The organism is Moorella sp. E308F (assembly GCF_006538365.1).
GTDB lineage: Bacteria > Bacillota > DSM-521 > Neomoorellales > Neomoorellaceae > Neomoorella.
Window position 1 is genome coordinate 777528 of the sequence record NZ_BJKN01000001.1, and the last position, 25574, is coordinate 803101.

General features: G+C 54.5%; 24 protein-coding genes and 1 riboswitch. Of the genes, 20 read left to right on the plus strand and 4 right to left on the minus strand.

The genetic code is table 11. The features are described 5' to 3' along the window. Positions 1 to 57: 57 nt before the first annotated feature. Positions 58 to 843: a LysM peptidoglycan-binding domain-containing protein gene (locus E308F_RS03895; RefSeq protein ID WP_141263634.1), complete on the minus strand. Its 786-nt coding sequence runs from the start codon at positions 841 to 843 to the stop codon at positions 58 to 60. A gap of 237 nt (positions 844 to 1080) precedes the next feature. On the opposite strand from E308F_RS03895, the gene yabG reads away from it, so the two are divergent. The 14 genes from yabG (at position 1081) to E308F_RS03970 (ending at position 14722) form a co-directional block, all read left to right on the plus strand. After that, positions 1081 to 1992 (plus strand): sporulation peptidase YabG, encoded by a 912-nt coding sequence (gene yabG, locus E308F_RS03900; RefSeq protein ID WP_172613473.1) that lies wholly within the window; start codon positions 1081 to 1083, stop codon positions 1990 to 1992. 143 nt (positions 1993 to 2135) lie between these two features. Continuing rightward, on the plus strand, positions 2136 to 2411 hold the full coding sequence (locus tag E308F_RS03905; RefSeq protein ID WP_141263635.1) for a Veg family protein: 276 nt from the start codon (positions 2136 to 2138) through the stop codon (positions 2409 to 2411). 97 nt (positions 2412 to 2508) lie between these two features. Beyond that, positions 2509 to 3318, plus strand: coding sequence for an electron transfer flavoprotein subunit beta/FixA family protein (locus E308F_RS03910; RefSeq protein WP_172613687.1), 810 nt, complete (start codon positions 2509 to 2511; stop codon positions 3316 to 3318). 13 nt (positions 3319 to 3331) lie between these two features. Beyond that, a complete protein-coding gene (locus E308F_RS03915) occupies positions 3332 to 4360 on the plus strand; it encodes an electron transfer flavoprotein subunit alpha/FixB family protein (RefSeq protein ID WP_141263636.1) in 1029 nt (342 codons plus the stop codon). Between the two features lie 68 nt (positions 4361 to 4428). Further along, positions 4429 to 5727 (plus strand): FAD-dependent oxidoreductase, encoded by a 1299-nt coding sequence (locus tag E308F_RS03920; protein WP_141263637.1) that lies wholly within the window; start codon positions 4429 to 4431, stop codon positions 5725 to 5727. Next, complete coding sequence (locus E308F_RS03925; protein ID WP_141264093.1) at positions 5727 to 6005, plus strand: ferredoxin family protein; 279 nt, start codon at positions 5727 to 5729, stop codon at positions 6003 to 6005. Before E308F_RS03920 ends, E308F_RS03925 begins: the two co-directional genes overlap by 1 nt. Positions 6006 to 6095: 90 nt before the next feature. Further along, positions 6096 to 6524 carry a ferritin-like domain-containing protein gene (locus E308F_RS03930; protein WP_141263638.1) on the plus strand — a complete coding sequence of 143 codons (429 nt, stop codon included), beginning with the start codon at positions 6096 to 6098 and terminating at the stop codon, positions 6522 to 6524. Positions 6525 to 7008: 484 nt separating this feature from the next. Then, a riboswitch (cyclic di-GMP riboswitch) is annotated at positions 7009 to 7095 on the plus strand. Between the two features lie 197 nt (positions 7096 to 7292). After that, on the plus strand, positions 7293 to 8552 hold the full coding sequence (locus tag E308F_RS03940) for an ATP-binding protein (protein ID WP_141263640.1): 1260 nt from the start codon (positions 7293 to 7295) through the stop codon (positions 8550 to 8552). Positions 8553 to 8577: 25 nt separating this feature from the next. After that, positions 8578 to 8907: an STAS domain-containing protein gene (locus tag E308F_RS03945; protein WP_141263641.1), complete on the plus strand. Its 330-nt coding sequence runs from the start codon at positions 8578 to 8580 to the stop codon at positions 8905 to 8907. After that, complete coding sequence (locus tag E308F_RS03950; RefSeq protein ID WP_141263642.1) at positions 8908 to 9645, plus strand: PP2C family protein-serine/threonine phosphatase; 738 nt, start codon at positions 8908 to 8910, stop codon at positions 9643 to 9645. Continuing rightward, positions 9626 to 9946, plus strand: coding sequence for an STAS domain-containing protein (locus E308F_RS03955; RefSeq protein WP_172613815.1), 321 nt, complete (start codon positions 9626 to 9628; stop codon positions 9944 to 9946). The genes E308F_RS03950 and E308F_RS03955 overlap by 20 nt, the downstream gene beginning before the upstream one ends. A gap of 6 nt (positions 9947 to 9952) precedes the next feature. Beyond that, a complete protein-coding gene (locus tag E308F_RS03960; RefSeq protein ID WP_172613816.1) occupies positions 9953 to 11761 on the plus strand; it encodes a DUF342 domain-containing protein in 1809 nt (602 codons plus the stop codon). Positions 11762 to 12212: 451 nt separating this feature from the next. Then, a complete protein-coding gene (gene ltrA, locus E308F_RS03965) occupies positions 12213 to 13625 on the plus strand; it encodes a group II intron reverse transcriptase/maturase (RefSeq protein ID WP_141263644.1) in 1413 nt (470 codons plus the stop codon). Positions 13626 to 13777: 152 nt separating this feature from the next. After that, positions 13778 to 14722: a 3-hydroxyacyl-CoA dehydrogenase family protein gene (locus tag E308F_RS03970; protein WP_141263645.1), complete on the plus strand. Its 945-nt coding sequence runs from the start codon at positions 13778 to 13780 to the stop codon at positions 14720 to 14722. Between the two features lie 83 nt (positions 14723 to 14805). On the opposite strand, the gene nifJ is transcribed toward E308F_RS03970, so the two are convergent. Together nifJ and E308F_RS03980 are read right to left on the minus strand one after the other, a co-directional pair. Continuing rightward, on the minus strand, positions 14806 to 18324 hold the full coding sequence (gene nifJ / locus E308F_RS03975; RefSeq protein WP_141263646.1) for a pyruvate:ferredoxin (flavodoxin) oxidoreductase: 3519 nt from the start codon (positions 18322 to 18324) through the stop codon (positions 14806 to 14808). Between the two features lie 257 nt (positions 18325 to 18581). Next, entirely contained in the window at positions 18582 to 19859 is a 1278-nt protein-coding gene (locus E308F_RS03980; RefSeq protein ID WP_141263647.1) for a DUF4829 domain-containing protein, read from the minus strand. A gap of 199 nt (positions 19860 to 20058) precedes the next feature. On the opposite strand from E308F_RS03980, the gene E308F_RS03985 reads away from it, so the two are divergent. From E308F_RS03985 to E308F_RS04005, 5 genes are all read left to right on the plus strand, one after another. Then, positions 20059 to 20394 carry a winged helix-turn-helix domain-containing protein gene (locus E308F_RS03985; protein ID WP_253260411.1) on the plus strand — a complete coding sequence of 112 codons (336 nt, stop codon included), beginning with the start codon at positions 20059 to 20061 and terminating at the stop codon, positions 20392 to 20394. 52 nt (positions 20395 to 20446) lie between these two features. Further along, on the plus strand, positions 20447 to 21367 hold the full coding sequence (locus E308F_RS03990; RefSeq protein ID WP_141263649.1) for a substrate-binding domain-containing protein: 921 nt from the start codon (positions 20447 to 20449) through the stop codon (positions 21365 to 21367). An 11-nt stretch (positions 21368 to 21378) separates the two neighbouring features. Further along, positions 21379 to 22137, plus strand: coding sequence for an ABC transporter permease (locus E308F_RS03995; protein ID WP_141263650.1), 759 nt, complete (start codon positions 21379 to 21381; stop codon positions 22135 to 22137). Further along, positions 22115 to 23185 carry an ABC transporter ATP-binding protein gene (locus E308F_RS04000; protein WP_141263651.1) on the plus strand — a complete coding sequence of 357 codons (1071 nt, stop codon included), beginning with the start codon at positions 22115 to 22117 and terminating at the stop codon, positions 23183 to 23185. Before E308F_RS03995 ends, E308F_RS04000 begins: the two co-directional genes overlap by 23 nt. Before the next feature lie 308 nt (positions 23186 to 23493). Further along, positions 23494 to 24174, plus strand: a complete 681-nt coding sequence (locus tag E308F_RS04005; protein ID WP_172613817.1) for a response regulator transcription factor — start codon at positions 23494 to 23496, stop codon at positions 24172 to 24174. Here E308F_RS04005 and E308F_RS04010 read toward each other — a convergent pair whose 3' ends face one another. Then, positions 24175 to 24456: a late competence development ComFB family protein gene (locus tag E308F_RS04010; RefSeq protein ID WP_141263653.1), complete on the minus strand. Its 282-nt coding sequence runs from the start codon at positions 24454 to 24456 to the stop codon at positions 24175 to 24177. Positions 24457 to 24706: 250 nt separating this feature from the next. Between E308F_RS04010 and ispE the strand changes: the two genes are divergently transcribed. Continuing rightward, the gene (gene ispE, locus E308F_RS04015; protein ID WP_141263654.1) at positions 24707 to 25564 is read left to right on the plus strand and encodes a 4-(cytidine 5'-diphospho)-2-C-methyl-D-erythritol kinase; all 858 of its coding nucleotides are present in this window, start codon (positions 24707 to 24709) and stop codon (positions 25562 to 25564) included. Positions 25565 to 25574: the final 10 nt, after the last annotated feature.

The window sequence follows — 25574 nt, forward strand, 5'->3', positions numbered from 1 at the left end:
AAAAAAGGTGGCATGGCCTAATTTTAAGGCCGCCACCTCAATTTTTTAATGCAATTTTTAACGAGCAAAGACATGGTTGCCAATCTGGGTAATAATGGTCCGTGTCCAGACCCAGGAATTTGCTGGAACTAGAGCCGGATTCCAGAAATAGAGGGCTCCGCCGCTTGGATCGTAGCCCCGCAGGGCTTCGCGGGCCGCCTGGTAGGCAGTAGCATCGGGGGTCAGGTAAAACTGGCCGTCGTTTACCGAAGTAAAGGCGTCAGGTTCATAGATGACACCGGCGATGGTCCGGGGGAAACGCCCGTCCCGGGTACGGTTAATGGCTACTGCGGCCACGGCTACCTGGCCGGCATATGGTTCACCCCGGGCTTCACCATAGATTAGATGGGCCAGCAGGTCCAGATCGCTGGAACTGTAATTACTGCTTGTACCCCGGGAGGCCGCAGGCTGGTAGGGTCCGGCCGGGATGCGTAAGATTTGTCCCGGGTATATAACATCGCTGGTGAGATTATTGGCGGCCATGATTTGCTGGTAGGACAGGCCGTAGCGTTGACCGATAAGGAATAGGGTATCGCCGGGCTGGACGACGTAAGTACTACCATCCCGGTCAGGTACCCAGAGGGTCTGGCCGGGATAGATCCACGTACTGGTCAAGTTGTTTGCTTGTTGGAGATCCCAGGCGCTGATACCGTAGCGCAGGCCGATGAGATAGAGGGTATCGCCGGGCTGGACGGTGTAGGTGGCGGCACCTGCTGGGCCGGCAAAGACGAGGATACCGATTAGCAGGAGAGAAGCCAGGCAAAATAGCCGCAGGCTGGGAAGAACTGTTCTGGAAATTGCCATCAACTCCTTCGAACTATTTTTGCTATATCTCCCGGCCTGTCATCCAGCTTACTACAATTATACATTTAATTATCATGGCCCGTCATTGTTAAATAGTTACCAGCATCGGAGCATTATGGTAACTTTACATAATCATCAGGGCAAGATGAAAGGTTATTGCCCGGGTACAGCCCTCACCTCCTTAAATCCCGGGGCATAAAATAGAATGATACAGGGCTTACGGGGGAGGGGAGAAGGTTGAATAACATTAAGCCCGGGGATATCGTGGCGCGGAAAAAATACGGCAAAGATATTTTTTTTAAAGTAAAGTCACTTATTATAACTGATGCGGGAGAAACGACTGCTATTTTAAGAGGACTGGATGTCAGGCTGGTAGCTGATGCCCCCCTGGAGGACCTGGAACTGCAGCCGGCCGAAAAAGTGCTGCGTTACCGCCATTGCGACATTCAAAAGCACAGCCTTTGTTTCCGGCGGATTTTGCAGCGCCGGGAAGCCGAGAGGGAGGTTTTTTTACTGCGGGGTGAAAGGCCGGGCCGGGAAGAAAGGGAACCGGACAAGAGGGAAGACATCCCTGGCGATGGTTTTTTTGAGGTACCGGGCCGGGTGCTGCATATTGACGGCGACGAGGAATACCTCGATAAATGCCTCCATGCCTATGAGCAGCTAAAAATACCGGCCCAGGGCGTATGCCTGCCTGAAGAACAGCAGGCAGCTAAAGTGGAGGAGCTTTTAAAGGAATATACCCCCGATATTCTGGTCCTTACGGGTCATGATGGCCTGCTACGGGAAAAGAGCAGCAATTATACCGATCTGGACAGCTACCGCCATTCGAAGCACTTTGTAGCGGCAGTAAGGGCGGCTCGGACTTTGAGGCCTACCCATGATGACCTGGCTATTTTTGCCGGGGCCTGCCAGTCCCATTATGAAGCCCTGCTTAAAGCCGGAGCCACCTTTGCCAGTTCGCCCCGCCGGGTTTTAATTCATGCCTACGACCCGGTTTTTGTAGTGGAGCGCATTGCCTATACAACCATTGAAAAAACCCTGGGCCCTGCGGATATAATTAAAGATACCATCACCGGCAATGAAGGTATAGGGGGCATAGAGATTAAAGGCAAACTGCGCCTTGGTTACCCTACTTCCCCTTATTGAAGATATCTTAATAACAAAGGCGAAAATTATACCATTATTCCCCTTGACAATAAGCCGGTTTCTCTAGTAGAATAAAATGAATAACTTGACACCACCCTCCTGCTGTTGTATAATAAGGTATACGCGGAAAGAGGGTGGTCTTTTTGGCGGGCAAGGAAGTACTGGCAACTATCAGAGAGGACCTGGAGGCCCGGGTAGGCCAGAAGGTAAGGCTGAGGGCCAACCGCGGGCGGAAAAAGATCCTGGAGAGGACCGGTATACTGGAAAAGACTTACCCCAACATCTTTGTAATCCGACTGGAAGAGAGTAAAAGCCCGGAACGCCGGATATCCTTCAGCTATACCGATGTCCTTACCAATACAGTAGAATTAATGGTCGAGGGTGAGACCGGCGTTAAAAAACTTGGCGCCAAACATTAAGGGGCTATCAGGTCATACCTGATAGCTTTTTGTATCGCAATGATTGCATATTTTAAGTTACCCTACCCCATACTACCAGCAGGGGTGGGGTTTTTTGTTGCAAATAGTGGTCTGTGTCAAACAGGTACCGGACACGGCTGAAGTCAGGATTGACCCCCGGACCAATACTCTGGTCCGGGCCGGGGTACCGGCCATTATCAACCCCTTTGATGCCCATGCTGTCGAGGCCGCGGTCCGGCTAAAGGAAAAGTACGGCGGCCGTGTTACGGCCCTGTCCATGGGGCCGCCCCAGGCTGAAGAGGTGCTGCGGCGGGCCCTGGGTATGGGGGCCGACCAGGCTATCCTCCTCACCGACCGGGCCTTTGCCGGTTCCGATACCCTGGCCACCAGCTATATCCTGGCCCGAGCCATCGAAACCATAAGCCGGGAAACGCCGGTTGATCTGGTCTTTTGCGGTAAGCAGGCCATTGACGGCGATACGGCCCAGGTAGGGCCGGGAATAGCCACCCGGCTGGGTTTCACCCAGCTGACCTATTGTATGGCCATTGACGCCGTAGATTTGGAACAGGGTTACATCCATGTCCAGCGCAAGCTGGAAGGAAAGCGGGAAATCATCCGCGGCCGGTTGCCGGCCCTATTAACGGTGGTTAAGGACTTAAATGAACTGCGGTACCCTTCCTTGCCAGCCTTAATCAGGGCGGCCCGGGCAACCATCACCACCTGGGGTAAAGACAACCTGGACCTTGACCCGGCGCAAATTGGCCTCAAAGGCTCTCCTACCTCCGTCCGGCGCATCTTTGCCCCACCGGTACGGCCGGGCGGAGAGATAATTCCCGGCGATCCCCGGGAAGCGGCGGCGCTCCTGGTAGAAAAACTCGTACAGACGAAGGTTATAGCTGATAAATAATGGAGGAATACCCATGCCGGCTAATACAGCGAATGCCGGTTATCGCGGCGTCTGGGTCTTTATTGAACAGGTGGGGGGAGAAGTAGCCCCCGTCTCCTGGGAACTCCTGGGGGCAGGCCGGCAACTGGCCGGTGCCCTGGGGGTAGAGCTGGCCGGGGTCCTGCTGGGCCAGGGGGTGGCCGGCCTGGCTGACGGGGCGTGGGTCTACGGGGCGGATAAGGTCTACCTGGTCGAGAACCCCGTCCTGGCACACTACCGTACGGCCCCCTATGCCCAGGCCCTGGTACAGCTGGTAAAACAGTACCAACCGGAGATACTGCTCCTGGGGGCCACCAGTCTGGGCCGGGATCTGGCGGGAGCCGTGGCCACCGCCCTGGGCACCGGCCTGACGGCAGATTGCACCAGTCTCACCATTGACCCGGAAACACGCCTCCTGGAGCAGACCCGGCCGGCCTTTGGCGGTAATGTCATGGCCACCATTCTCTGTCGCCGGCACCGTCCCCAGATGGCCACCGTCCGGCCGCGGGTTATGCCCATGCCGTCCCGCCAGGAAGGCCGCCGGGGAGAGCTGGTGCGGTTGGATATGGCCTTCAATGAAGCCGAGGCCCGGGCCGAGGTTATAGAGGTCATCGAAGAAAAAAACAAAGCCGTCTACCTTGACCGGGCGGAGATCATCGTTGCCGGTGGCCGCGGCGTGGGGTCGAAGGAAAACTTACGCCTCCTGGAAGAACTGGCCGGGGTCCTGGGCGGCACCCTGGGCGCCTCACGCGCGGCGGTGGAGGCCGGATGGCTGCCTCCGGAGTACCAGGTGGGCCAGACGGGGGTTACCGTGCGGCCCAAAATCTATTTTGCCATCGGCATTTCCGGAGCCATCCAGCACCTGGTTGGCATGCAGGGTGCCGACGTTATCGTAGCCGTTAATAATGACCCGCAGGCCCCAATTTTTAAAATTGCCACCTATGGTATCGTCGGCGATTTACGGGAGGTAGTTCCGGCATTAACAGCGGAATTTCGCCGCCGGCTGGCCCCGGGACCCGCGTAGGCCGGCAACAAACAGGGTTATTTAATAGTATACACAGTTTATCTGCAGTTTGACTTGGGGGCATTATTATGGCGCTTAGGTTTGAAGTCGTCGTTGTGGGCGCCGGGCCGGCCGGGCTAGCGGCGGCCATAACCCTGGCCCGGGCCGGCGTGGAGGTAATTATCTTTGAACGCGGCGAGCACCCCGGGAGCAAAAACGTCATGGGCGGGGTCCTTTACCGCCACCCCACCGAAACGATAGTTCCCGGGTTTTACCGGGAGGCCCCTTTAGAGCGGCCGGTGGTGGAGCAGCGCCTGTGGTTGCTAACCGATGAAGCGGCCCTTACTTTGGGTTACAAAAGCATGGCCTTTGCCGTCGAGCCTTACAACGCCTTTACCGTGCTGAGGGCCCGCTTTGACCGCTGGCTGGCGGAACAGGCCGTGGCAGCCGGGGCCTTGCTGATTAATGAAACCGTCGTCGAGGACCTCCTCTGGGAGAAGGATCGCGTCGTTGGGGTAAGGGCGGGCCGGGCTGAGGGCGATGTCCGGGCGGAGGTAGTCATCCTGGCCGAGGGCGCCAATTCCCTTTTAACCCAGAAGGCCGGCCTGAAAAAGGACGGCATCAATACCAACCAGCTGGCCGTAGCCGTCAAAGAGATCATTGCCCTGCCCCGGGAAAAGATTGAGGACCGCTTTAACCTGGAAGAAGGCCAGGGCTGCACCATTGAACTCCTCGGTGAAGCCACTAAAGGTATGATGGGTACGGCCTTTATCTATACCAACAAGGATTCCCTATCCGTTGGTGTAGGCGTCCTTCTGTCGAGCCTGATCCGCCGCCGTTTGAACCCCAACGATCTCCTGGAACACCTGAAAAGTCATCCCATGGTGCGGCGGCTCCTGGCCGGGGGGGAGAGCAAGGAATACCAGGGCCACCTGATTCCCGAAGGCGGCTACCGGGCCATTCCTAAACTCTATGGCAACGGCGTCCTGGTAGCCGGTGACGCCGCCATGCTGGTCAACGGGATTCACCGGGAAGGCTCGAATCTCGCCATGACCTCCGGCCTGCTGGCAGCGAAAACCATCCTGGCCGCCCGGGAAAAGGGCGACTACAGCGCGGCCAACCTGGCGCCCTACCGGGAGATGCTGGCGGAGAGCTTTGTCTTGCAAGACTTGCAGAAATACCAACGGGCCCCCTTTTTCTTTGACCAAAATCCCCACTTCTTTACCCTGTATCCGCAGCTCCTTTCCCGGGCCGCCAGGGAGTTTTTAACTGTCGATAATGTACCCAAGGGGGAAAAGCAGAAGCGCATTTGGAGAGAAATTACGGCCCAACGCAGCCGTATACAACTGGCCGGGGACCTTTACCACCTCTGGAGGGTGATGGGATGATGCGCCTGGAAGATAAACTCTTCCTCAACCGTTACCAAACGGATAAGCACCCTCACTTAAGGATCAAGGACCGGGAGGTCTGCCGCCACTGTGACGGCAGGCCCTGCACCTTTATTTGCCCGGCCCGGGTATATGTCTGGAATGAAGGGGAGAAACGGATCGAGACGGCCTACGAGGGTTGCGTGGAGTGTGGCACCTGTCGCTACGGCTGCGCCCACGATAACATTGACTGGCGTTATCCCCGCGGCGGCTTCGGCATCCTTTATAAATATGGTTAAACCAATACCTGGACTTGATTTTTTTGTATGGGCACACTTACCAGGAAAACTAATATTATGTAGTATAAGTATACTCCTGGAGGTGGCCCTATGACCATCGAGCAAATAATCAAGCTTCTCAACCTGGACCTGTCCTGGGAATACGCCGCCATGATCCAGTATATCCAGCATGCCAGCATGCTTACCGGTCCCCAGTATGTTGCTATTATCGATGAAGAGCTCCAGCATGCCCAGGAAGAACACGAGCATGCCGTAAAGTTAAGCGACAAGATCCAGTACCTGGGCGGCATTCCTACCGTCCAGGTGCAGGAAATCAAGACCTCCCTCAATAACGTAGAAATGCTGCGCCAGGACCTGGAAGCCGAGTATGACGCCCTGAATCGTTACCTGCAGCGCATTGAACAACTGGAAGCCTTGAAATTGTACGATGTCGCCCAGGTCATCAGGGAGATTGCCGTAGTTGAGCAGGAACATATTATTGACCTGGAGAAGGCCCTGGGTATCCAGAAGGTAAGATAACACCGTTTTGCCCCCTAAGCCATGGATGAAGCAACCAGTGCCATGGCAATTTTTTTGTTACGGCTCTGGCAACCATGGGCGGGGTAAATTAACGATTGCTTTTTTCCGAGAGAAGGAATTTGTTGAGCGGGGTCGAATATAAAAATATTAAAGCAAATTATTGGAGGATAATTCCAGCGATGGCAAAGAGCATAACAGAAATTAACATAAAAAATAAAAATAACCAATGGGGGGGGGGGGGGATTATATGCCTTGTATGTAAAATATTGGAAAAAAGTTTCCCCTCTATTAGCCCCCTTAAAATTACTGCAAATAACATTCCTCCCAACCCATCCAGTGTTACCTTCCATAACACCTCCAGGAACCAGAATTTCCTTGTGATTTTTCGGAAAAATGTCCAGGGGTCACTGGACAGCCGTCACCATACCTTCTCCTCTGCTCCCAGGGTTTCCTAAGAGATATCTTTCTTATGTAAATAGCTTAAAGTGTTCAAGGGCAAACCACTCGAAAGGGTGGGACGCAAAGCCATGGGTCTGTAGCCACTTGTTGGTATGACTGCCAGGCTGCCACTTTAAAGTAAAGGGCAGCCATGCGAATTACTCGTGGCTGCCTTGCTATTTCTAGATGGAACGAAGGCGGGGGCGGGTTCAGTGCAAAGGGATACAGTTACCCAAATTTTACTTGAGATAAGGAAAAAACTTCTCTTTATGGGAGAAAGAGAATCTTTAAACCTGGTTTAAAGCCAGAGCAGTAGAGGGGGGGTCAGCTATGCAAGAGTGTAGCCAGTGTGCCCGCAAGACCCCAGATCGTTCTTGTGTCGATTGCGATTATTTCATGAGCCCCGGCCCTTTACGCCGTAAGCCACCGGTACCCATAGGCATTAGCCTGGTTGCCCCCGATGGGAAACGTTATGCTGGCCGTATTCTCGTATTGAATACCATGGAACTGGGCCTGGAAACACAAGCTCCCATTCCCGGTCAATACCGGATTTATTTAAAGCAGCATCTTAGCCTGGATGTAGCAGGGGTACCGACCAAGGGCAAGGGTGACATCCACCTCTTTGATATCATAGCCGTTTACCGGGGCGAGGAAACAGCCAGCCGTCTGGGTAATGAAGAATACCGTTTACTGACGGGTAGTACGGGGGACTTCATTGAGCAAGTATCCCAATTAGTTCCCGCCCATTTACAGGACCTGGTTAAAGAACGACTGCGTGCCGAGTTAGAAAGCTCGGAGATTTTTAATGCCATGCGGTTGGGCAAGGTAATGCGTTACGAAAAGGGGCGTTTTCGCCATCTGACAGGACAGGCTGACCTGGAACTGCCCCTGCCGGCAATAGAAAATTTAATGCGCCAGGCAATACACCGGGGAACCCACTGCCGGGAAGTGATAGTAAGTGATGACGGTAAAAGGATTTTTGACCTGCACGGTATACCCCTTGACTCCCGGTCAGGGGGCCTGCTGGCCTTTGATCTTACCGAAATTATTGAAAAGGAAAGGCAGATGCGCTGCCAGGAGATGCAGGCCTACCGGGAAGCCGTGGCTGCCGTCACCAATGGGCGCCTGCAGCTTTTGACTTCAGAAGAAATGGTAGCTGTATTATCCGAGGGGAATGAACTGGCAAGGGGAGTAGTTAACAAGGCTGCTGACATAGCTTTGGCTCGCAGCAAGTTATGCAGCTTGCTACCTGCGGCTTTTAGCGCCCGCGCGTACGGCATGGCCTTATCTTTAACGGAGGCTTTGACCAATACATTAAAACACGCTACGGGTGGTGAATGGGTGGTACGGCAGACGGATGCGGCCATCCGGGTAATTATTCAAGACCAGGGCCAGGGAATTAAGATAAAAGATTTACCCAAAGCGGCTTTAATGCGACATTACTCCACAAAAAATTCTCTTGGTTGTGGGTTTACTTTAATGCTTTATTATGCTGATAAAGTTTATCTAACTACCGGTTCCAGGGGAACCACCCTGGTCCTTGATTTCCATCAATCAGCAGATGAAGATATCTGTTCTCCAGCTTCTTAAGTAAAGAAAGAGGAGGAGCGATATTATGCTGGCAATTTCTGTAACCAAAGGCACTTATGGGCGCTGTTTAAACCTTAAAGGGGAGTTAGACATGGAAACCCTGGCCACGCTGGAGCGAGCAGCAGAAGTACAGGAAGGAGAGGGGCAATTGGAAATAAACCTGGCAGGAGTATCCTTTATAGATTCTACAGGTCTCAGGGGTTTATTAGAAATACAGCGCCGGTGGTCAATGAAGGGAGGTAAGGTACGGGTTATTAACCCCTGTCCGGAGATTGCCGAAGTTTTTCGGCTGGTAGGTATGGAAGAACTTTTAGATTGTAGTGACCAGAGCAAGGCAACCGGGGGTGAATATTAAATGTCCCTGGATACCGGTGGCAAGGGGAAACAAATAATACATGCCGGTATACAGGGTGCGGGGTGTAGTATTCCAGCAGACCTGGAAGGCGGCGACTTTTTTGATTTTATTCCCCTGGGTGAAGACCAACTTATTGTTGCTATCGGAGATGTAATGGGTAAAGGTATGCGTGCCGCCGGGCAAATGAAGGAGCTTTGTACAATCTTACATGCCTGTACCAGGAAAGATCTGTCCCTATTGGAAATCATAAATCAGCTGGCTGCAATCGGAGGAAAACAGCTGCACCGCGCCGGTTCCTTTGCTACCCTGTGCCTTATTTCTTATGAACAGCAGCATAATTGTTTAACCTGCCTCAGCGCCGGACACCCGTCTCCGGTAATATTTTCAGGCCGTAATATCCACGTACCCCGGGTAAGGGGGGTGGCCCTGGGCTTCCTGGAAGAATACCAGGGTACTCGACCGGAACAAGTTGTCCTGTCTCGCGGCGATGTAGTTATCCTGTATACCGATGGCCTGGTAGAAGCCCGCGATGCCAACGGTCAAAATTATGGTTTAAATCGCCTCAAAGAGATAGTTGCCGCCAATACCTGCCTGGATGCAGTTGAACTCCAGGAGGTTATCTTAAATGACTTATTTACCTTTACCGGCTGCAGGCAGCAAAGGGATGATGTAACCCTGGTAATCCTTAAGAAAGAGCTGGAAAAGGGGGGTGAGTGTCATGGAGATCAGGGTAAATAAAGAAAAGGAAAAGGCCACCCTGCTGGTAGCGGGGGAATTGGACTACAGCAATGTTGCTCAGCTGCAGCAAGAGATTGAAAGGCAGGAGGCTCCCGTGGTGGAGGTAGTTCTTAAGGACCTGCAGTTCATGGATTCCTCCGGTGCCGGGATGCTTCTTAACCAGGCCAGGTTGTTGAGCCAGCAGAACCGCGTTTTGAAAATTACCCATATCCCCGCAAATATTCGCCATGACCTGGAAATAATCGGCTTTTTCCGCGTCTTAGAAACCCTTAAAGGCGCCCCTCAAAGTGGAGGGGAGTGATTGCATGTGGAATCTTTAAAGACTGGAGCCCTTGAACAGCCCGGGGAAAAGGGCGTGGCACCCCGGGCGGCCATAATAAACGGACAGCTGGTAATAGAACACCCGCCCGGAGGCCCTTATCCGGTGATCGTGCCCTGCCCGGGGTTGCGCCTGGTAGTAAATGGGGAAGAACGAAGCGAACCGACGCCTGTAAATGAGAAGGACAGGGTGGAAATAATCGTCCTGGATGAAAGGCGGGAAGGATACTGGCAGGTAAAGGTTAGTGCGGATAAACAGGAGGCATTTTTACAGGTAAAACCCTGGGTATTAGTCCGGCGGCAAGTGCGGGACCTGCCACCGGCGCGGGTTTTATACCTGGAGGTCCTGGAGCACGAAGATTTCTATAAACCCTTTACCCTGGAAGATTTAACCAGGGAAATGGGGCGCCAGGGTATCAAGTATGGTATCGACTGGCAGGCCTGTGCCCGGGGACTTGAAGCCTCAACCGAGGGTACTTTAATTATTGCCCGGGGGCAACCACCAGTACCAGGTAAAGACGCCACGGTAGAATTATTCTTTACTACCCAGCAAAAGGTTCCAGTAGCAGTCGGAGAAGAGGAGACAGTGAACTTCCGGGAAAGGTTTCGTTTTACCGCGGTTGAAGCCGGAATGGTCCTGGCCAGGAAACACCCGGCCGAAGTTGGGCGGCCGGGGAAGGCGGTAACGGGGGAAATAATCGTGCCCCCCGAGCCCAGGGATATTCAAATGACAGCCGGTTCCGGCGCTGTTTTAAGCAAAGATGGTTTGGAGATCATTGCTACCATAGCCGGCCGCCCCGTGGCAAGGGGGGTTAAAGGGCGGGTTGTTATCAGTGTGCTCCCCGCCCTCATGCACCCTGGTAATGTTGATATTACCTCGGGAAACATTTCTTTCACCGGCGATGTAATGATTGCCGGCCAGGTTGAAGAAGGGATGAGTGTTGAGGCTGGCGGTAATATTTATATAGAGGGCGCTGTATCCAGGGCCATGGTCCGGGCCGGGGGCTTAATTGAGGTAGGCGGCAACGTTTTTTCTTCCCTGCTGGCCGCCGGGAGTACGGTGGCTTTGCAGCAGAAATTCGGCTCAATACTTGCCAGGGTTGCTACCATCCTGGAGCAATTTGTAGCCGCTGCTATCCAGCTTTTCCATCATCCTTCCTTCAAAAAGGATGACCTTAAAGGTGGTATTGGTCCCCTGGTATTACTGCTTTTAGAGAAGAAATTTCGCGAGCTTCCTGCGGCGGTAGAATTACTAAAAAAGGAAGCCCACAGCCTTCCTGCTATATCAATGAATAGTTCGACGGCATTGATAAATGAACTGGAACGCCTGGTAAGGACACCATTGGCCATCAACAGTTTAGAACAACTGGAATCAATGTTGAAAGAAATTATAACCTGGCGGGATGAGATTAATATACCGCCTCAAGGTGCGGCCGACATTATAATTCACTACGCCATTAACTCAACCGTTATAGCCACCGGTAACATTAAAGTAATAGGTGATGGCTGTTATCATACCAGGTTGCAGGCCGGGAAAGCGGTAGCTGTGCATGGTGTGTTCCGCGGTGGGGAGATCCAGGCCCAGGGTGACGTTTATATTAAAGAACTGGGCTCCCGTACCGGTACGAGTACCAGGGTCGAAACCCAGGCCGGGGCTACTGTGACCATAGCTCATGCTTTTGAGAATACTTCCATCCGGATAGGTTCCCGCCAGTATTCTTTTGTTCAGGAAGAATGGGGAGTGCGGCTATGGCTTGACCGGGAAGGAAACCTGGCCAGGCGTACTATTCCAGCCTGATAGAAGAGATCCGGATACAAAACCCCCCTGAAGGGGGGCTTTTTGTGCGCCCGGCATGGGCGTTAACTTGGTGGTGAAAGTCCACTGCAGGCGAGGCAGCACGAGTCTGCTAGCCAAAGGCAAGGGTGCCCATCGCGAGGTGGGATCCGGAGGAAGCCGGAGGCAAAGTCACGGCCCGATGAACAAGAACCCCATAGGAGGCTAGACCATCCGGATGAGCTGGCGAAACACAGCGAAATCCCAGGCTGCCAAGGGATGGTAGAGTATATGGGGCGGGCGCGGGGCGAAGGTTAACGCTCTTACCCGGGGAGGCCTGCCGGATAAGCCAGGAAAAGCTGGCAACCCGTGTCGAAAGGCACGGCTGAACCGGCAGGAGTCAGCAGAAGGCATAGTACCCTGGGGGTCATGAACTCCAGGGGAAGGCCCGAACATCAAGTCAGAGGTGAGACCGATGCGTTCGCGAGAAGGGCGAAGACAGCAGAAACCCCCGGAAGGGGCCTGCCCGCGGGAGGAAGTGGTGAAGCCACAGGGGACCGCGGGAGGGCCGAGTTCTTCTCCGGCACAAAGCGGGACGTCACCTCGCGGAGGCCAAGGTAGCGGCCTGATGGAACAGGTGGTGGAAAGGCAAAACATGCTGGCCGCGTGTAAGCGGGTAGAGCGGAACGGAGGCGCACCCGGCGTGGACGGCATCCCGACCGAACGGCTGCGGGACCAAATCCGCGCCGAATGGCCGCGTATCCGGGAAGAACTGCTCGCGGGAACCTACAGACCAAAGCCCGTACGCCGGGTCGAAATCCCGAAACCCGGGGGAGGCAAACGGATGTTAGGGATACCCACCGTGATGGACCGCCTGATCCAGCAGGCCCTCCTGCAAGTATTGATGCCCATCTTCGAACCGCAGTTTTCAGAAAGCAGTTTCGGGTTCCGACCCGGAAGGAGAGCCCATGACGCGGTAAAGAAGGCGCGTCAATACGTGGAAGAAGGATACGAATGGGCGGTAGACCTGGATATCGAGAAATTCTTCGACCGGGTAAATCACGACATCCTCATGGCCCGGGTGGCCCGGAAAGTAACGGATAAGAGGGTACTAAAACTCATCCGCCGTTACCTCCAGGCGGGGGTTATGGTGAACGGAGTGGTCATGGAAAGGGAAGAAGGAACGCCCCAGGGTGGACCCTTAAGCCCGCTCCTGGCCAACATCCTCCTGGACGACCTGGACAAAGAACTGGAGAAGAGGGGCCACAAGTTCGTCCGTTACGCCGATGACTGCAACATCTACGTCAAAAGCAAACGAGCGGGAGAAAGGGTCATGGAAAGTATCCGCAACTTCCTGCAGGAGCGGTTAAAGCTCAAGATTAACGAGCAAAAGAGCGCGGTAGACCGACCGTGGAAACTGAAATTCCTGGGGTTCAGTATGTATAAGCCTAAGGCAGGAGTAATCCTCATCCGCCTGGCGCCGCAGACCATCGACCGGGTGAAAACGAAAATCCGGGAGATAACTGCCCGGAATAAACCCGTAAGCATGGCCGAGCGCATAGAGCACCTGAACGCCTATTTGGGCGGATGGATAGGATACTTCGCCCTGGCCGACACGCCCAGCACTTTTAAGAACATAGAAGGCTGGATGCGGAGGAGGCTGCGCATGTGCCTCTGGAAGCAGTGGAAGCGAGTACGGACCAGGTATCGCGAACTACGCGCACTGGGTTTACCAGAATGGGTAGTACATGAATACGCCAACGCTCGCAAAGGGCCATGGCGGATGGCCCATGGGCCAATGAATAGAGCCCTGGGCAATACCTACTGGCAGTCCCAGGGCCTCATGAGCTTAACCGAACGCTATCTCAGTCTTCGTCAAGCTTGGTGAACCGCCGGATGCGGACCCGCATGTCCGGTGGTGTGAGGGGACGGGGGCTAGCCGCCCCCTCCTACTCGATACTTCCAGGAGGAAATCAAGGGTGGAGGAAGAATTATTAAGGGGTTTTCGCAATAACTAGACTGTGGTAAAGAAGGGATATCATGCAACTTGAAGACATCAAGGAAATAGCCGTTTTAGGTACCGGCACCATGGGCCATGGTATTGCTTTATTATGCGCCCTGGCAGGGTATCAAGTGCGGCTTTTTGGCCGTAGTGAGGATAGCCTTAACCGCGGCTTCCGGAACATTCGCTCCGGCCTGGAGTTGCTGGCAAAGGGTGGCCTCGTGGAGGCTTCCCGGACTGAAGGAGTTATGACGAACATTAAAGGGTTCACGACCCTTGCTGAGGCCGCTGCAGGGGCCGATTTTGTCATTGAAGCCATTGTTGAGGACCTGGCTGTTAAGCAAGGGGTATTTCGCGAAGTCGAGGCTCTGGTTCCACCCCACACCATCCTGGCTTCAACCACATCCGGCCTGGACCCCACAAAGCTGGCGGCATTAACCAGGCGGCCGGAAAGGGTTATTGTTACCCACTTCTGGAATCCACCCCATTTACTCCCCCTGGTAGAGATAGTGCGGGGAGAAAAAACGACTGACGCTACCGTGGGAGTTGCCATGGCTCTGGTTGCCAGATTGGGGAAGAAACCTATTGAAGTCAAAAAGGCTATTCCCGGCTTTGTGGGCAACCGGTTGCAGTTCGCCCTCCTGCGCGAGGCCCTGTACATCGTCGAACAGGGCTGGGCGACGCCAGAGGATGTGGATGCGGCCGTTAAATACAGTTTTGGCCGACGCCTGGCAGTTACCGGTCCCCTGGAAAGCGCCGACCTGGGCGGATTGGATGTGTTTTATAGCATCCAGTCTTACCTTAACCAGGACCTCTGCCATGAACGGGGGCCGTCACAGCTTCTCAAGGAAAAAGTAGAGCGGGGAGAACTGGGTGTAAAGACCGGCCGCGGCTTTTACGACTGGCAGGATGGACGGGTGCTGGCCATTAAAAAAGCCAGGGAAGAAGACCTGATTAAGCGGCTGCAGGAAGATAAGTTTTAAGAAGACGGTTGCTCATGTTTAGTTGAGAGTTAAAAAGGCCAGGAGTTTTAACTCCTGGCCTTTTTGATTACAGGCTATAGGGTCTACCCTTCCGCCAGCTTCTTGTAGTATTCCAGCCGGGCTTTGGCATCGGCTTCGGCCTTGGCGAAGAGTTCTTCGGCCTTTTCCGGGAACTGATTCTGCAGGGAGGTGTAACGAATCTCGCCCATCAGGAAGTCCCGGAAGCTGGCTTTAGGAGCCTTGTAATCGAGAATGAACGGGTTCTTACCTTCTTTGATCAGGTCCGGGTTGTAGCGATACAGCGGCCAGTATCCGGATTCGACTGCTTTTTTGGCTTCCAGCTGGCTGTGGCTCATGTCGATACCGTGGTTAATGCAGGGCGCATAGGCGATAATCAGGGAAGTACCCTCGTATTTTTCTGCTTCTACCAGAGCCTTTAACAGCTGGGTATGGCTGGCTCCCATGGCTACGGAAGCCACGTAGACATAACCGTAGGACATGGCCATGAGGCCCAGGTCCTTCTTTTTGGTGTATTTACCGCCGGCAGCGAACCTGGCCACGGCACCGGTCTGGGTGGCCTTGGAGGACTGACCGCCGGTGTTGGAGTAGACCTCGGTATCCAGGACCAGGATGTTGACATTGGCGCCGCTGGCCAGAACATGGTCCAGGCCGCCGTAGCCGATGTCGTAGGCCCAGCCGTCGCCGCCGATGATCCAGATGGATTTTTTCGTCAGGTAATCCTTCAGCCCGTCAATGGCTAGCAGAAGTTCCTTAACGCCGCCGTCGGCCTGCTTGATCTCTTCCGGCAGGAGGGCTTTAATTTGATCGCCTAACTCCCGGGAACGGTCGGCGTCTTCCTTGCCGGCCAGCCAGGCCTCACAGGCGGCCTTGAAGGCGGCGCTGACCGGTGCGGCCAGGACCCTGGTAATGGCGTCGGTTAGCTCTTCCCGGCGTTTTTCCACGGCCAGGCTGATACCGTAACCGAACTCGGCGTTGTCCTCAAAAAGGGAGCTGGCCCAGGCCGGACCATGGCCCTGGCGGTTGACGGTGTACGGGCAGGTCGGTGCGCTGCCGCCCCAGATGGAAGAACACCCGGTAGCATTGGCAATAATCATCCGGTCGCCAAAGAGCTGGGTAACGAGTTTAACATAAGGTGTCTCGCCACAACCGGCACAGGCACCGGAGAACTCCAGCAGGGGCTGGCGGAACTGGCTGCCTTTAACGGTGGCCGGATTGAAATTAACCTTTACTTCCGGCAACTGCTCGGCAAATTTATAGTTTTCGTTTTCCACGGCCGCCACTTCATCCAGAGGCACCATGGTCAGGGCCTTGACCTTGGCCGGGCAGACATCAACGCAGTTGGCACAACCCGTGCAGTCCAGGGGTGACACCTGGATGCGGAACTTCAGGCCGGCAGCCTCTTTGCCAATGGCATCTCTGGTGACAAAGGAAGCCGGGGCCTGAGCCAGGTCTTCGGGCCGCGCCAGGTAGGGACGGATGGCCGCATGGGGGCAAACCAGGGAGCACTGGTTACACTGGATGCAGTTTTCAGGTAGCCACTGAGGAATATTAACGGCAATCCCCCGTTTTTCATATTTAGTGGTACCGGTGGGGAAGACCCCATCGGGAGTAAAAGTGCTGACCGGTAGCTGGTCGCCCTTCAGGGCCATTATTGGCCGCACGACCTTGCGAATGAATTCAGGTTCGTCATTGGGGGTCGTGGCTGCGGCCTCGTCCCGGGCTTCGGCCCAGGCAGCCGGGTATTTAATCTCTTCCAGGCCTTCCAGGGCCCGATCCACGGCGGCCAGGTTCATGTTAACGATTTGCTCGCCTTTCTTGCCGTAGGTCTTGACGATGGAGTCCTTAATAAACTTGATGGCATCGTCTACCGGGATAACATTGGCAATCTTAAAGAAGGCGACCTGCATGATGGTGTTAATGCGCCCGCCAAGGCCGACTTCCTGGGCGACTTTTACCGCATCGATATTAAAGAAGCGCAGTTTCTTACTGGCGATGGTCCGCTTCATGGCAGCCGGCAGGCGGATTTCCATCTCCTCGGCGCTCCAGGGGGAATTCAGGAGGAAAATCCCGCCCGGTTTGATACCTTCCAGCAGGTCATAACGGGTGACATAGGAAGGATTATGGCAGGCGATGAGGTCCGCCTGATCGATTAAATAGCACGATTTAATCGGCTGGGGCCCGAAGCGCAGGTGGGAGATGGTGACACCACCTGATTTTTTGGCGTCATATTCAAAGTAACCCTGGGCATAAAGTTCGGTATGATCGCTAATAATTTTAATGGAGTTCTTGTTGGCGCCAACGGTACCGTCGGAACCCAGGCCAAAGAACTTGCAGCGGAAAGTTCCTTTGGGTGCCGTATCGATATATTCTTTGATTTCCAGGGAAGTATTGGTCACATCATCGATAATGCCGACGGTGAAATGGTTCCTGGGCGTGTCCGCCGCCAGGTTGTCAAAGACGGCCTTCACCATGGACGGGGAAAATTCCTTGGAGCCGAGACCGTAGCGGCCGCCAACGACAAGGATATTCCTGCCGTTTTCGGCCAGGACCGCCCGCACATCCTCGTAGAGGGGTTCGCCGGCGGCACCGGGTTCCTTGGTACGATCCAGGACGGCTATCCGTTGCACTGAAGCCGGTAACACCTTAAGGAAGTGCTCGGCCGAGAAGGGTCGGTAGAGGCGGACCTTAATGAGGCCAACCTTTTCGCCCTTGTCCACCAGGTAATTGACCGTTTCTTCGATGACCTCGCAGGACGACCCCATGGAAACAATGACCCTTTCCGCATCCGGGGCGCCGACATAATCAAAGAGGTGATAATAGCGGCCGGTGAGGGCGCCGACCTGCTCCATTACCTGGGCGACAATGCCCGGCGTGGCCAGGTAATAGGGGTTGGCCGCCTCCCTTTGCTGGAAGTAGATATCCGGGTTTTGGGCTGTACCCCGCTGGTGGGGGTGCTCCGGATTTAAGGCGCGGGCGCGGAAAGCACGAATCGCCTCCCAATCCACCAGTTTGGCCATATCTTCATATTCAATGACGTCGATTTTCTGGATCTCGTGGGAGGTCCGGAAACCATCAAAGAAATGGACAAAGGGCACCCTCGCCTTCAGGGTAGCCAGGTGGGCTACCAGGCCCAGGTCCATGACTTCCTGCACCGAGGCGGAAGCCAGCATGGCAAAACCTGTCTGCCGGGCGGCCATGACATCGGCATGGTCGCCGAAAATGGACAGGGCATGGGTGGAGAGGGCCCGGGCAGCTACATGGAAAACAGTGGGCAAAAGTTCACCGGCAATCTTGTACATATTGGGGATCATCAACAGCAAACCCTGGGAAGCAGTAAAGGTGGTCGTCAGGGCGCCACCGACCAGGGAACCGTGGACAGCCCCGGCGGCCCCAGCCTCCGACTGCATCTCAATAACCTTCAGCGTCTTACCAAAAATGTTCTTGCGGCCGTGGGCGGCCCATTCATCAGCAATTTCGGCCATGGGCGAGGATGGCGTAATGGGGTAAATGGTAGCCACCTCGGACATGGCATAAGCCACATGGGCGGCTGCAGTGTTACCATCAAATGGTTGCTTGGGCATATGGGCATTCTCCTTCACCAAGAAATTTAAGCCATACCCCTGGTCCCTATATTGATTCCATATATTAATCTATCATTAGAAAAAAAAATGGTCAATACCAAGTATGCAATACACATAATACATATAAAATATAATAATAAGAATACAAAATAATTACACAAAAAAGACCTAGCAGGGAGATGTTCCCGGCGATACCATAGCCGGGAACATCCTGTCCGGATGCAAGCAAAAACAGGTTTGCCTGAACCGAAAACCTCTTAGGGCCCCGTACCTATATCATCAATGCGCCAGCCGGTGGTCGGAGTTTCCCGCCGCAGGGTAATAAAACGAATCTGGCGGCCGCTGTCGTAGCTGATGACACGCCTGACGTTGATGTCTACTTCCACCACGTATTTCTTAACATCCGCCTGCTCTGACGACGGATCATGGTAGGGCTGTATACGGATCACTTTGGCCCGGGTGATGTTGTTTATTTCGTCGGCATCATTGGTAGCGTAGGAATAATTATAGAGGCGGTTGTTGTCCATGTTGCGGAACAGGTAACTTACCAGGCGCCGGCGCGTTTCCGTGGCATGAGCCGTACGGGGATCTTTGTTGTCTATGGCTTCGTAGTAGGTCTCAATAACTTTTTCCGGCGTCATCTGGCTGATCAGCTTCTCCTGGGGGTTATCATGGTCAATATACTGGTCTACCCACTCGCCCCAGGTTTTGCCGGTGATTTCCTCCAGCCGCCGGCCTTTAAGGGAACAGGCAAAGGCATAGTGCCGTCCGGCATCAAGCCAGGCTCCTATTATTTTCGGACCATCTTTAACAATAACGGCCCGGTTAGCCTCCTGGCGGGGAGCCATGAAAGCCGGCAGGGGCTCTTCGATTTTATAAAGGTTAACGGTGACGCTTTTACCCAGGTAGGGGCTGAGATCGAGGCCCACATCCTTACTCAGTTCATTGTTATAGGCATAGTAAAGGGAAACGGGATATTCCCCCGATTCATGGATAAACCTTTCGGGGAGGCGGCCGTTATAGCTTTTAATTTTATAGAAAACAGTCCACCCGTACTGTTTTAGAAAGGCGGCATCGGCCGGGTCGATGTCACTGGAGGCATCGGGGTATTCGGCCAGGGGAGCCAGTTTTGCGGCAAACTCCGCCGGTACCTGGCGCCAGCCGTCTTCCAATTTCAGGTAACCGGGGTTGTTATCTTGATGCCAGTAAGGATATTGCTTGCTGGCGATGGTTTCACCGTTTCTTATGTATTTGAAGGCAAGATAGTCCTTGCTGCCGTACCAAGATTTAGGTGGCGGGTCAATTTTGGGCAGCGGGCCGAGGAGATGTAAAAAGCGCTGGGTCAGTTGCTTGTCGACAAGGTTAATAACCTGGCGGGGTTCTCCGCCTGGCTGCTGGGTTACATAAAACTCCAGGCCGGTAATCTCATCCTTAAATTCATTAAAGGTAGCCGCTGTCTCTTTGCGGGTCTGGCAACCGCCCAGGATCAGGATGATGAAAACAGCCGCTAGAGATATGGATAAACCTCTCCGCATATATATTCTCCTTTATTTAGAATACCTATCATAAATTATAGACGTATTTTCCCAAATTAAGGTTCCCCACGGGGAAATAAGAATTATACTTTACCTGGAGCTATTGTACACCCAAAGCCGGAAGGTGCAAATAGTTTTTTACGATAAAAACCTTGACCGTGCTTTCTCGGAAATTTACAATTAAATATAGTTGTCCGAGGTGGAGAGTATGCGGGTACGTTATAAATTCTGGCTGGAAGACGGTGAGCATATTTTTGGCGAGGGCCTCTTTGAGCTTCTGCAGGAGATTGACCGGCGGGGTTCCATTAACCAGGCGGCCCGGAGCCTCAACATGTCCTACCGTCAGGCCTGGGGTCAGGTTAAAAAGGCGGAAGGCCGGCTGGGGGAAAGGCTCCTCTCTACCCGGGTGGGAGGTGAGACGGGAGGCGGAGCCGAATTAACGCCTGCCGGCAGGTGGTTTTTGCAGCGTTACAAGCAGTTTAGGCGCGATGCTGGGGAGGCCATTGAAGCAGCTTTTCAACGTCATTTTGGTTAATTTTTTTATACCAGCGCTATGCTGGGATAAACATAATGAGAGGGGATACATAATGGGAAAAATTACAAAATGTACCGCTGCCTTACTCGCCTTGGGTTTCCTCCTGGTAGTCGTGACAGGCGGTTGCGGCCGGGCTGTCAGGCAGGAAAACAACCAGCCTGCCCCTGTGTCCAATAAGGATACTGCTCAAGGGCACGCCAAAAAAGACCTGATTCTGGCAACCACTACCAGTACCATGGACAGCGGCTTACTCGATGTCCTGATCCCAATATTTGAGCAAAAAACTGGCTATACCGTTAAGCCCAATGCCGTCGGTTCGGGACAGGCCCTGGCCATGGGCGACCAGGGCAATGCCGATGTGCTCCTCGTCCACGCCCCGGCGGCCGAAATGGAGCTGGTAAAAAAGGGGACGGTTATTAACCGCCAGCTGGTCATGCATAATGATTTCATTGTTGTTGGCCCCCCCGGTGACCCGGCCGGGATTAAAGGGGTCAAAAAGGCGGCGGATGCTTTTAAGGAGATTGCCGCTAAACAAGCCATCTTTATCTCCCGGGGCGACGATTCCGGCACCCATAAGATGGAGAAAAGCCTCTGGCAGGCAGCCAATATTAAACCGGAAGGTAAATGGTACCAGGAGGCCGGATCCGGTATGGGGCAGACCTTAAACATCGCATCTGAAAAAGGCGGCTACACCCTGACGGACCGTGCCACTTACCTCGCGTTGAAGAAGAACCTTAAACTGGACATCATGGTGGAGGGCGATAAGGCTTTGCTGAATATTTACCATGTCATGCAGGTGAACCCGGATAAATTCCCGGGGATGGCCATTAACAGCGAAGGGGCCAGCGCCTTTGTGGACTTCATGATAGCCCCGGAGACGCAGAAGATCATCGGCGACTTTGGCAAAGATAAATTCGGCCAGCCCCTCTTCTTTCCCGATGCCGGTAAAGATGAAAATACCCTGGGCCAGTAAGGGGATAAACTGTGGATGTAGTCTGGCAGGGATTGGTACAAGCCTTCTATTTACTAATTAGCCTGGACCCTGGGGTTATTGAAGTGGTAGCCCTGACCCTCAAGGTTTGTGGCCTGGCTACCGCCGTTAGCGTTTTCCTGGGGGTCCCCGTGGGCACTTTCCTGGCTCTGAAGGAATTTCCCGGCCGCCGGCTCATCGTCAGCCTGGTCAATACCGGCATGGGCCTGCCGCCGGTAGTCGTTGGTCTCTGGGTGAGTTTTCTCCTCTGGCGCAGCGGCCCCCTGGGCCGGCTGGGGCTCATTTATACCCCGGCAGCCATGGTAATTGCCCAGGCATTTATTGCCGCCCCCCTGGTAACCGGCCTGACCATGGCTGCCATCCAGCAGTTGCCGGTCAAACTTAAGACCCAGGTCCTGGCCCTGGGGGCTTCACCGAGGCAGTTTTACTGGACCCTCATCAAAGAAGCCCGCCTGGGCATCCTGGCGGCCATTATTGCCGGTTTCGGCGCGGTTATTTCCGAGGTAGGGGCAGCAATGATGGTTGGCGGGAACATCATGCACCAGACCCGGGTCCTGACCACGGCCACGGTAATGGAGGTGTCCAGGGGACATTTTGATATTGCCATGGCCCTGAGCTTTATCCTCCTGGGCCTGGCCTTCAGCATCACAGTCCTCCTGACCCTTTTACAGCAGAGGACGCGGGTTGTACCGGACGGCAGGAAGAATTTATACCGCGGGGGGAAGTTCGATGGGTATCAGCATCCGGGCTGAAGGACTGCGGGTCAGCAAGGGCGGGCGTGAGGTTCTGGCCGTTGATAACCTGGAAATCGGTCGGGGAGAGGTATGGGGCCTTATCGGCCCCAACGGTGCCGGTAAAAGCACCCTGCTCCAGGTCCTGGCCTTACTGGAAGAGCCGGATAGCGGCAGCATTTTCTTCGATGGGCAAAAAATCGATTACCACCGGGCTCTCTCCTGGCGCCGGCAGTTGGCGGTGGTTTTCCAGGAGGCCTTGTTACTGGATACGACAGTCTTTAACAACGTAGCTGTGGGCCTGCGTTTCCGGGGTATTCCCTGGCCGGTAGTAAAGGAGCGGGTTGAACGCTGGCTGGAAGTTCTCCGGATCAGCCACCTGGCCGGCCGGCCGGCCAGGCGGCTTTCTGGCGGTGAAGCCCAGCGAGTCAGCCTGGCCAGGGCTTTTGCCCTGGAGCCGCGGGTCCTTTTCCTGGATGAACCCTTTGCCGCCCTGGATGCTCCCACCAGGAGCGCCCTGCTGGAAGAACTCCACCTTATCCTGCGGCAGACGAGGATTACGGCCATTTTTGTTACCCACGATTTTACCGAGCTGCCTTTCCTGGCGGACCGCGTGGCGGCCCTCCAGGGGGGGCGAATTGTCCAGAGCGGTAGCCCGGAAAATATTCTCCGACAGCCGGCCAGTGTGGAGCTGGCAGCCTTTGTCGGCATTACCAACCTCCTGCCGGGTGAAGCGCGCTTAAACGGCAGCGGCCCCGTCCAGGTCCGCCTCCAAGGGGGGATGACCATCCTGGCCGGTACGCGCGTGGGTGGGCGGGTGGTAGCCTGCCTGCGGCCGGAAGAAATAATTATTCAGGGTGTTAATGCTGCTGTGCCACTGGCTAACAACCTGCGGGGGCGGATCAAGCACATTATACCCCAGGGGGGCCTGTATCGGATTGAACTCGACTGCGGCCTGCCTTTGGTGGCCCTGGCCGGGGCTTCCCAGCTGCGCCAGGGCTGCCTGCAGCCTGGAGGAGAAGTTCTGGCCACCTTCCCGCCGGAAGCCGTGCACCTGATTCCGGCGTAGTCGGCACTGCCGCATGTCATTGCCCCTTGACCCGCCGTACTTTATTGTAAGGAAACTGCAAATAAATAAGACCCTTATGCCACTAACGCGGCACCAGCAGAAGGATGAAAATAACGGGCAGGCATTTGTTTGGAGCGAGCAAAAACAATGCTAGCCTGGAGCGAAGTTATTTTCAGGGTAGAAATGCAGGTAGCGGGGAAACAGCGTCTTTTTTTGGCCTGACTGGTTGTTTACGAAGATTTGTTTTACTAACTCTTGCAGGCTTTTAATTAACTACGCTATAATAGGCGCGAAAGGCGGTGAGGGCAGTGCCCAAGGTGCTGATTGTTGATGATGAACCGGCGATCCTGGAGCTGGTATCCTTTAACCTGCAACAGGCGGGTTTTACTACCGTCACGGCCAGTGACGGAGCGGAGGCCCTGCAAAAGGCGGCCAAGGAAAAGCCGGATCTTATTATTTTAGATGTAATGTTACCTAAAGTGGACGGCTTTGAAGTCTGCCGCAGCCTGAGGGCCAGGGGCAATACCCCCATCCTTATGCTTACAGCCCGCCGGGAAGAGATAGATCGGGTCCTGGGGCTGGAACTGGGAGCCGATGATTACCTCACCAAGCCCTTCAGTCCCCGGGAGCTGGTGGCCCGGGTACGCGCTATATTGCGACGGGCGGCAGAAAACATGCGCCAGCCGGACGAAATCATCACCATCGGTGATGTGGTGATTAACCCGGCCAGCCATGTGGTCACGGTAAAGGGTAAACCCGTAGATTTGACCCTGAAGGAGTACCAGCTCCTGCACCTGCTGGCGGAAAACCGAGGGCGGGTTTTCAGCCGGGAAGCACTGCTGGAACGCCTCTGGGAAGGTGAATATTACGGCGATACACGTACCATCGATGTTCATATCCGCCATTTGCGGGAAAAAATAGAAGAAAACCCCAGCAACCCGCAATACATTCTTACCGTCCGGGGTGTGGGGTATAAATTTCGCGATTAATTAGCGGTCGTGTCGGGGAGCTTCTTTGACCTTCATTGTTGCCTGGGTAAGGGCGCGGTAAATATCGGCCCGGTGCTGGGCTTCCAGCATGGCCAGTTTGGAGTAAATTGCGCCTTTTTCCCGGACTGCATAACGGGGCGGCAACTGGTTTAAAGCCAGGGCTACTATATCGAGACGACAGGTGTCACAGCGGCAGGCTTGAGGCTCTTGGTCCAGGACCTGGTCCAGCAGCTCCCATACACAGTCCTCCATATAGTTCTTTAAAAAGAGTTCTTTGGCCATTGGCTTCTCTTTCCACCTTTCAACCGGCAATTATGTTTTTGCTTTTAGCCTAAATAATATTCGCCTTAACCATTTTCCTTCCTTCTTTTCCCCTGGATTTAAATATTAAAATAACGCGACTATTACTGGTATACCTACTTGCCCCTCTGGTGAGAATAGCTGTAGTCCTCAAAAGAGGAATTAGCGTTGCAATGCCTAATAATACCTAATAATTACTTGGCAAAAAATTTAATTAAGGAGATGCCTTTTTTTGGATGCCCTGAAAGTGCGGGCTTATGGTAAAATAAATCTGACCCTAAAGGTCCTTGACCGCCGGCCGGACGGTTTCCATAACTTAAGCACCATTTTTCAGGTTATTGCCCTGCAGGATACCCTGACCTTCAGCCGGTGCCCTGAGGGTATTAACCTTGAAGTTAAGGGGGCACCTCTTCCGGCCGGTCCCGACAACCTGGTTTACCGGGCAGCCGCCTTACTTCAACAGCGGTATGGTTTTCCGGGTGTGCGCATTACCCTCACTAAAAGGATTCCCCTGGCGGCTGGCCTGGCCGGGGGCAGTAGCGATGCGGCGGCGACGTTACTGGGGCTTAATTACCTGTATAATCTGGGTCTGACACCCGGGCAGTTAGCCCGGGAAGGGGCCAGGCTCGGGTCGGATGTACCTTTTTGCGTCCTGGGAGGCACGGCCCTGGGCCGGGGCCGGGGGGAGGAATTATATCTTTTACCGCCGGCTCCCAGGCTCTGGCTGGTACTGGTGAAACCTCCCTTTGGCGTCAGCACGGCAGCTGTATATCAGGGCTGGGATGCCGCCCCCTCCCGGCAGAACCCGGAACCCCCTGATGAGGAAAAGGCTCTGGCGGCCTTAAGGGCTGGTGACCGGGAGCAGCTTGTAAGGGCGCTGGGCAATGACCTGGAGATAGTGACCTGCCGGCTGTACCCGGAGGTGATGGCCATTAAATTAAGCCTTGTGGCCGCCGGGGCGGAACGGGCTGTCTTGTGCGGCAGCGGCCCTACGGTCTTCGGGGTGGCTCCCGACCGGGAGACGGCCATTAACATTGCTTCCCGGCTGCGGCAAACTTACCCGGAGACAATAGTAACCTGCACTTTATAGGAGGGGCCGC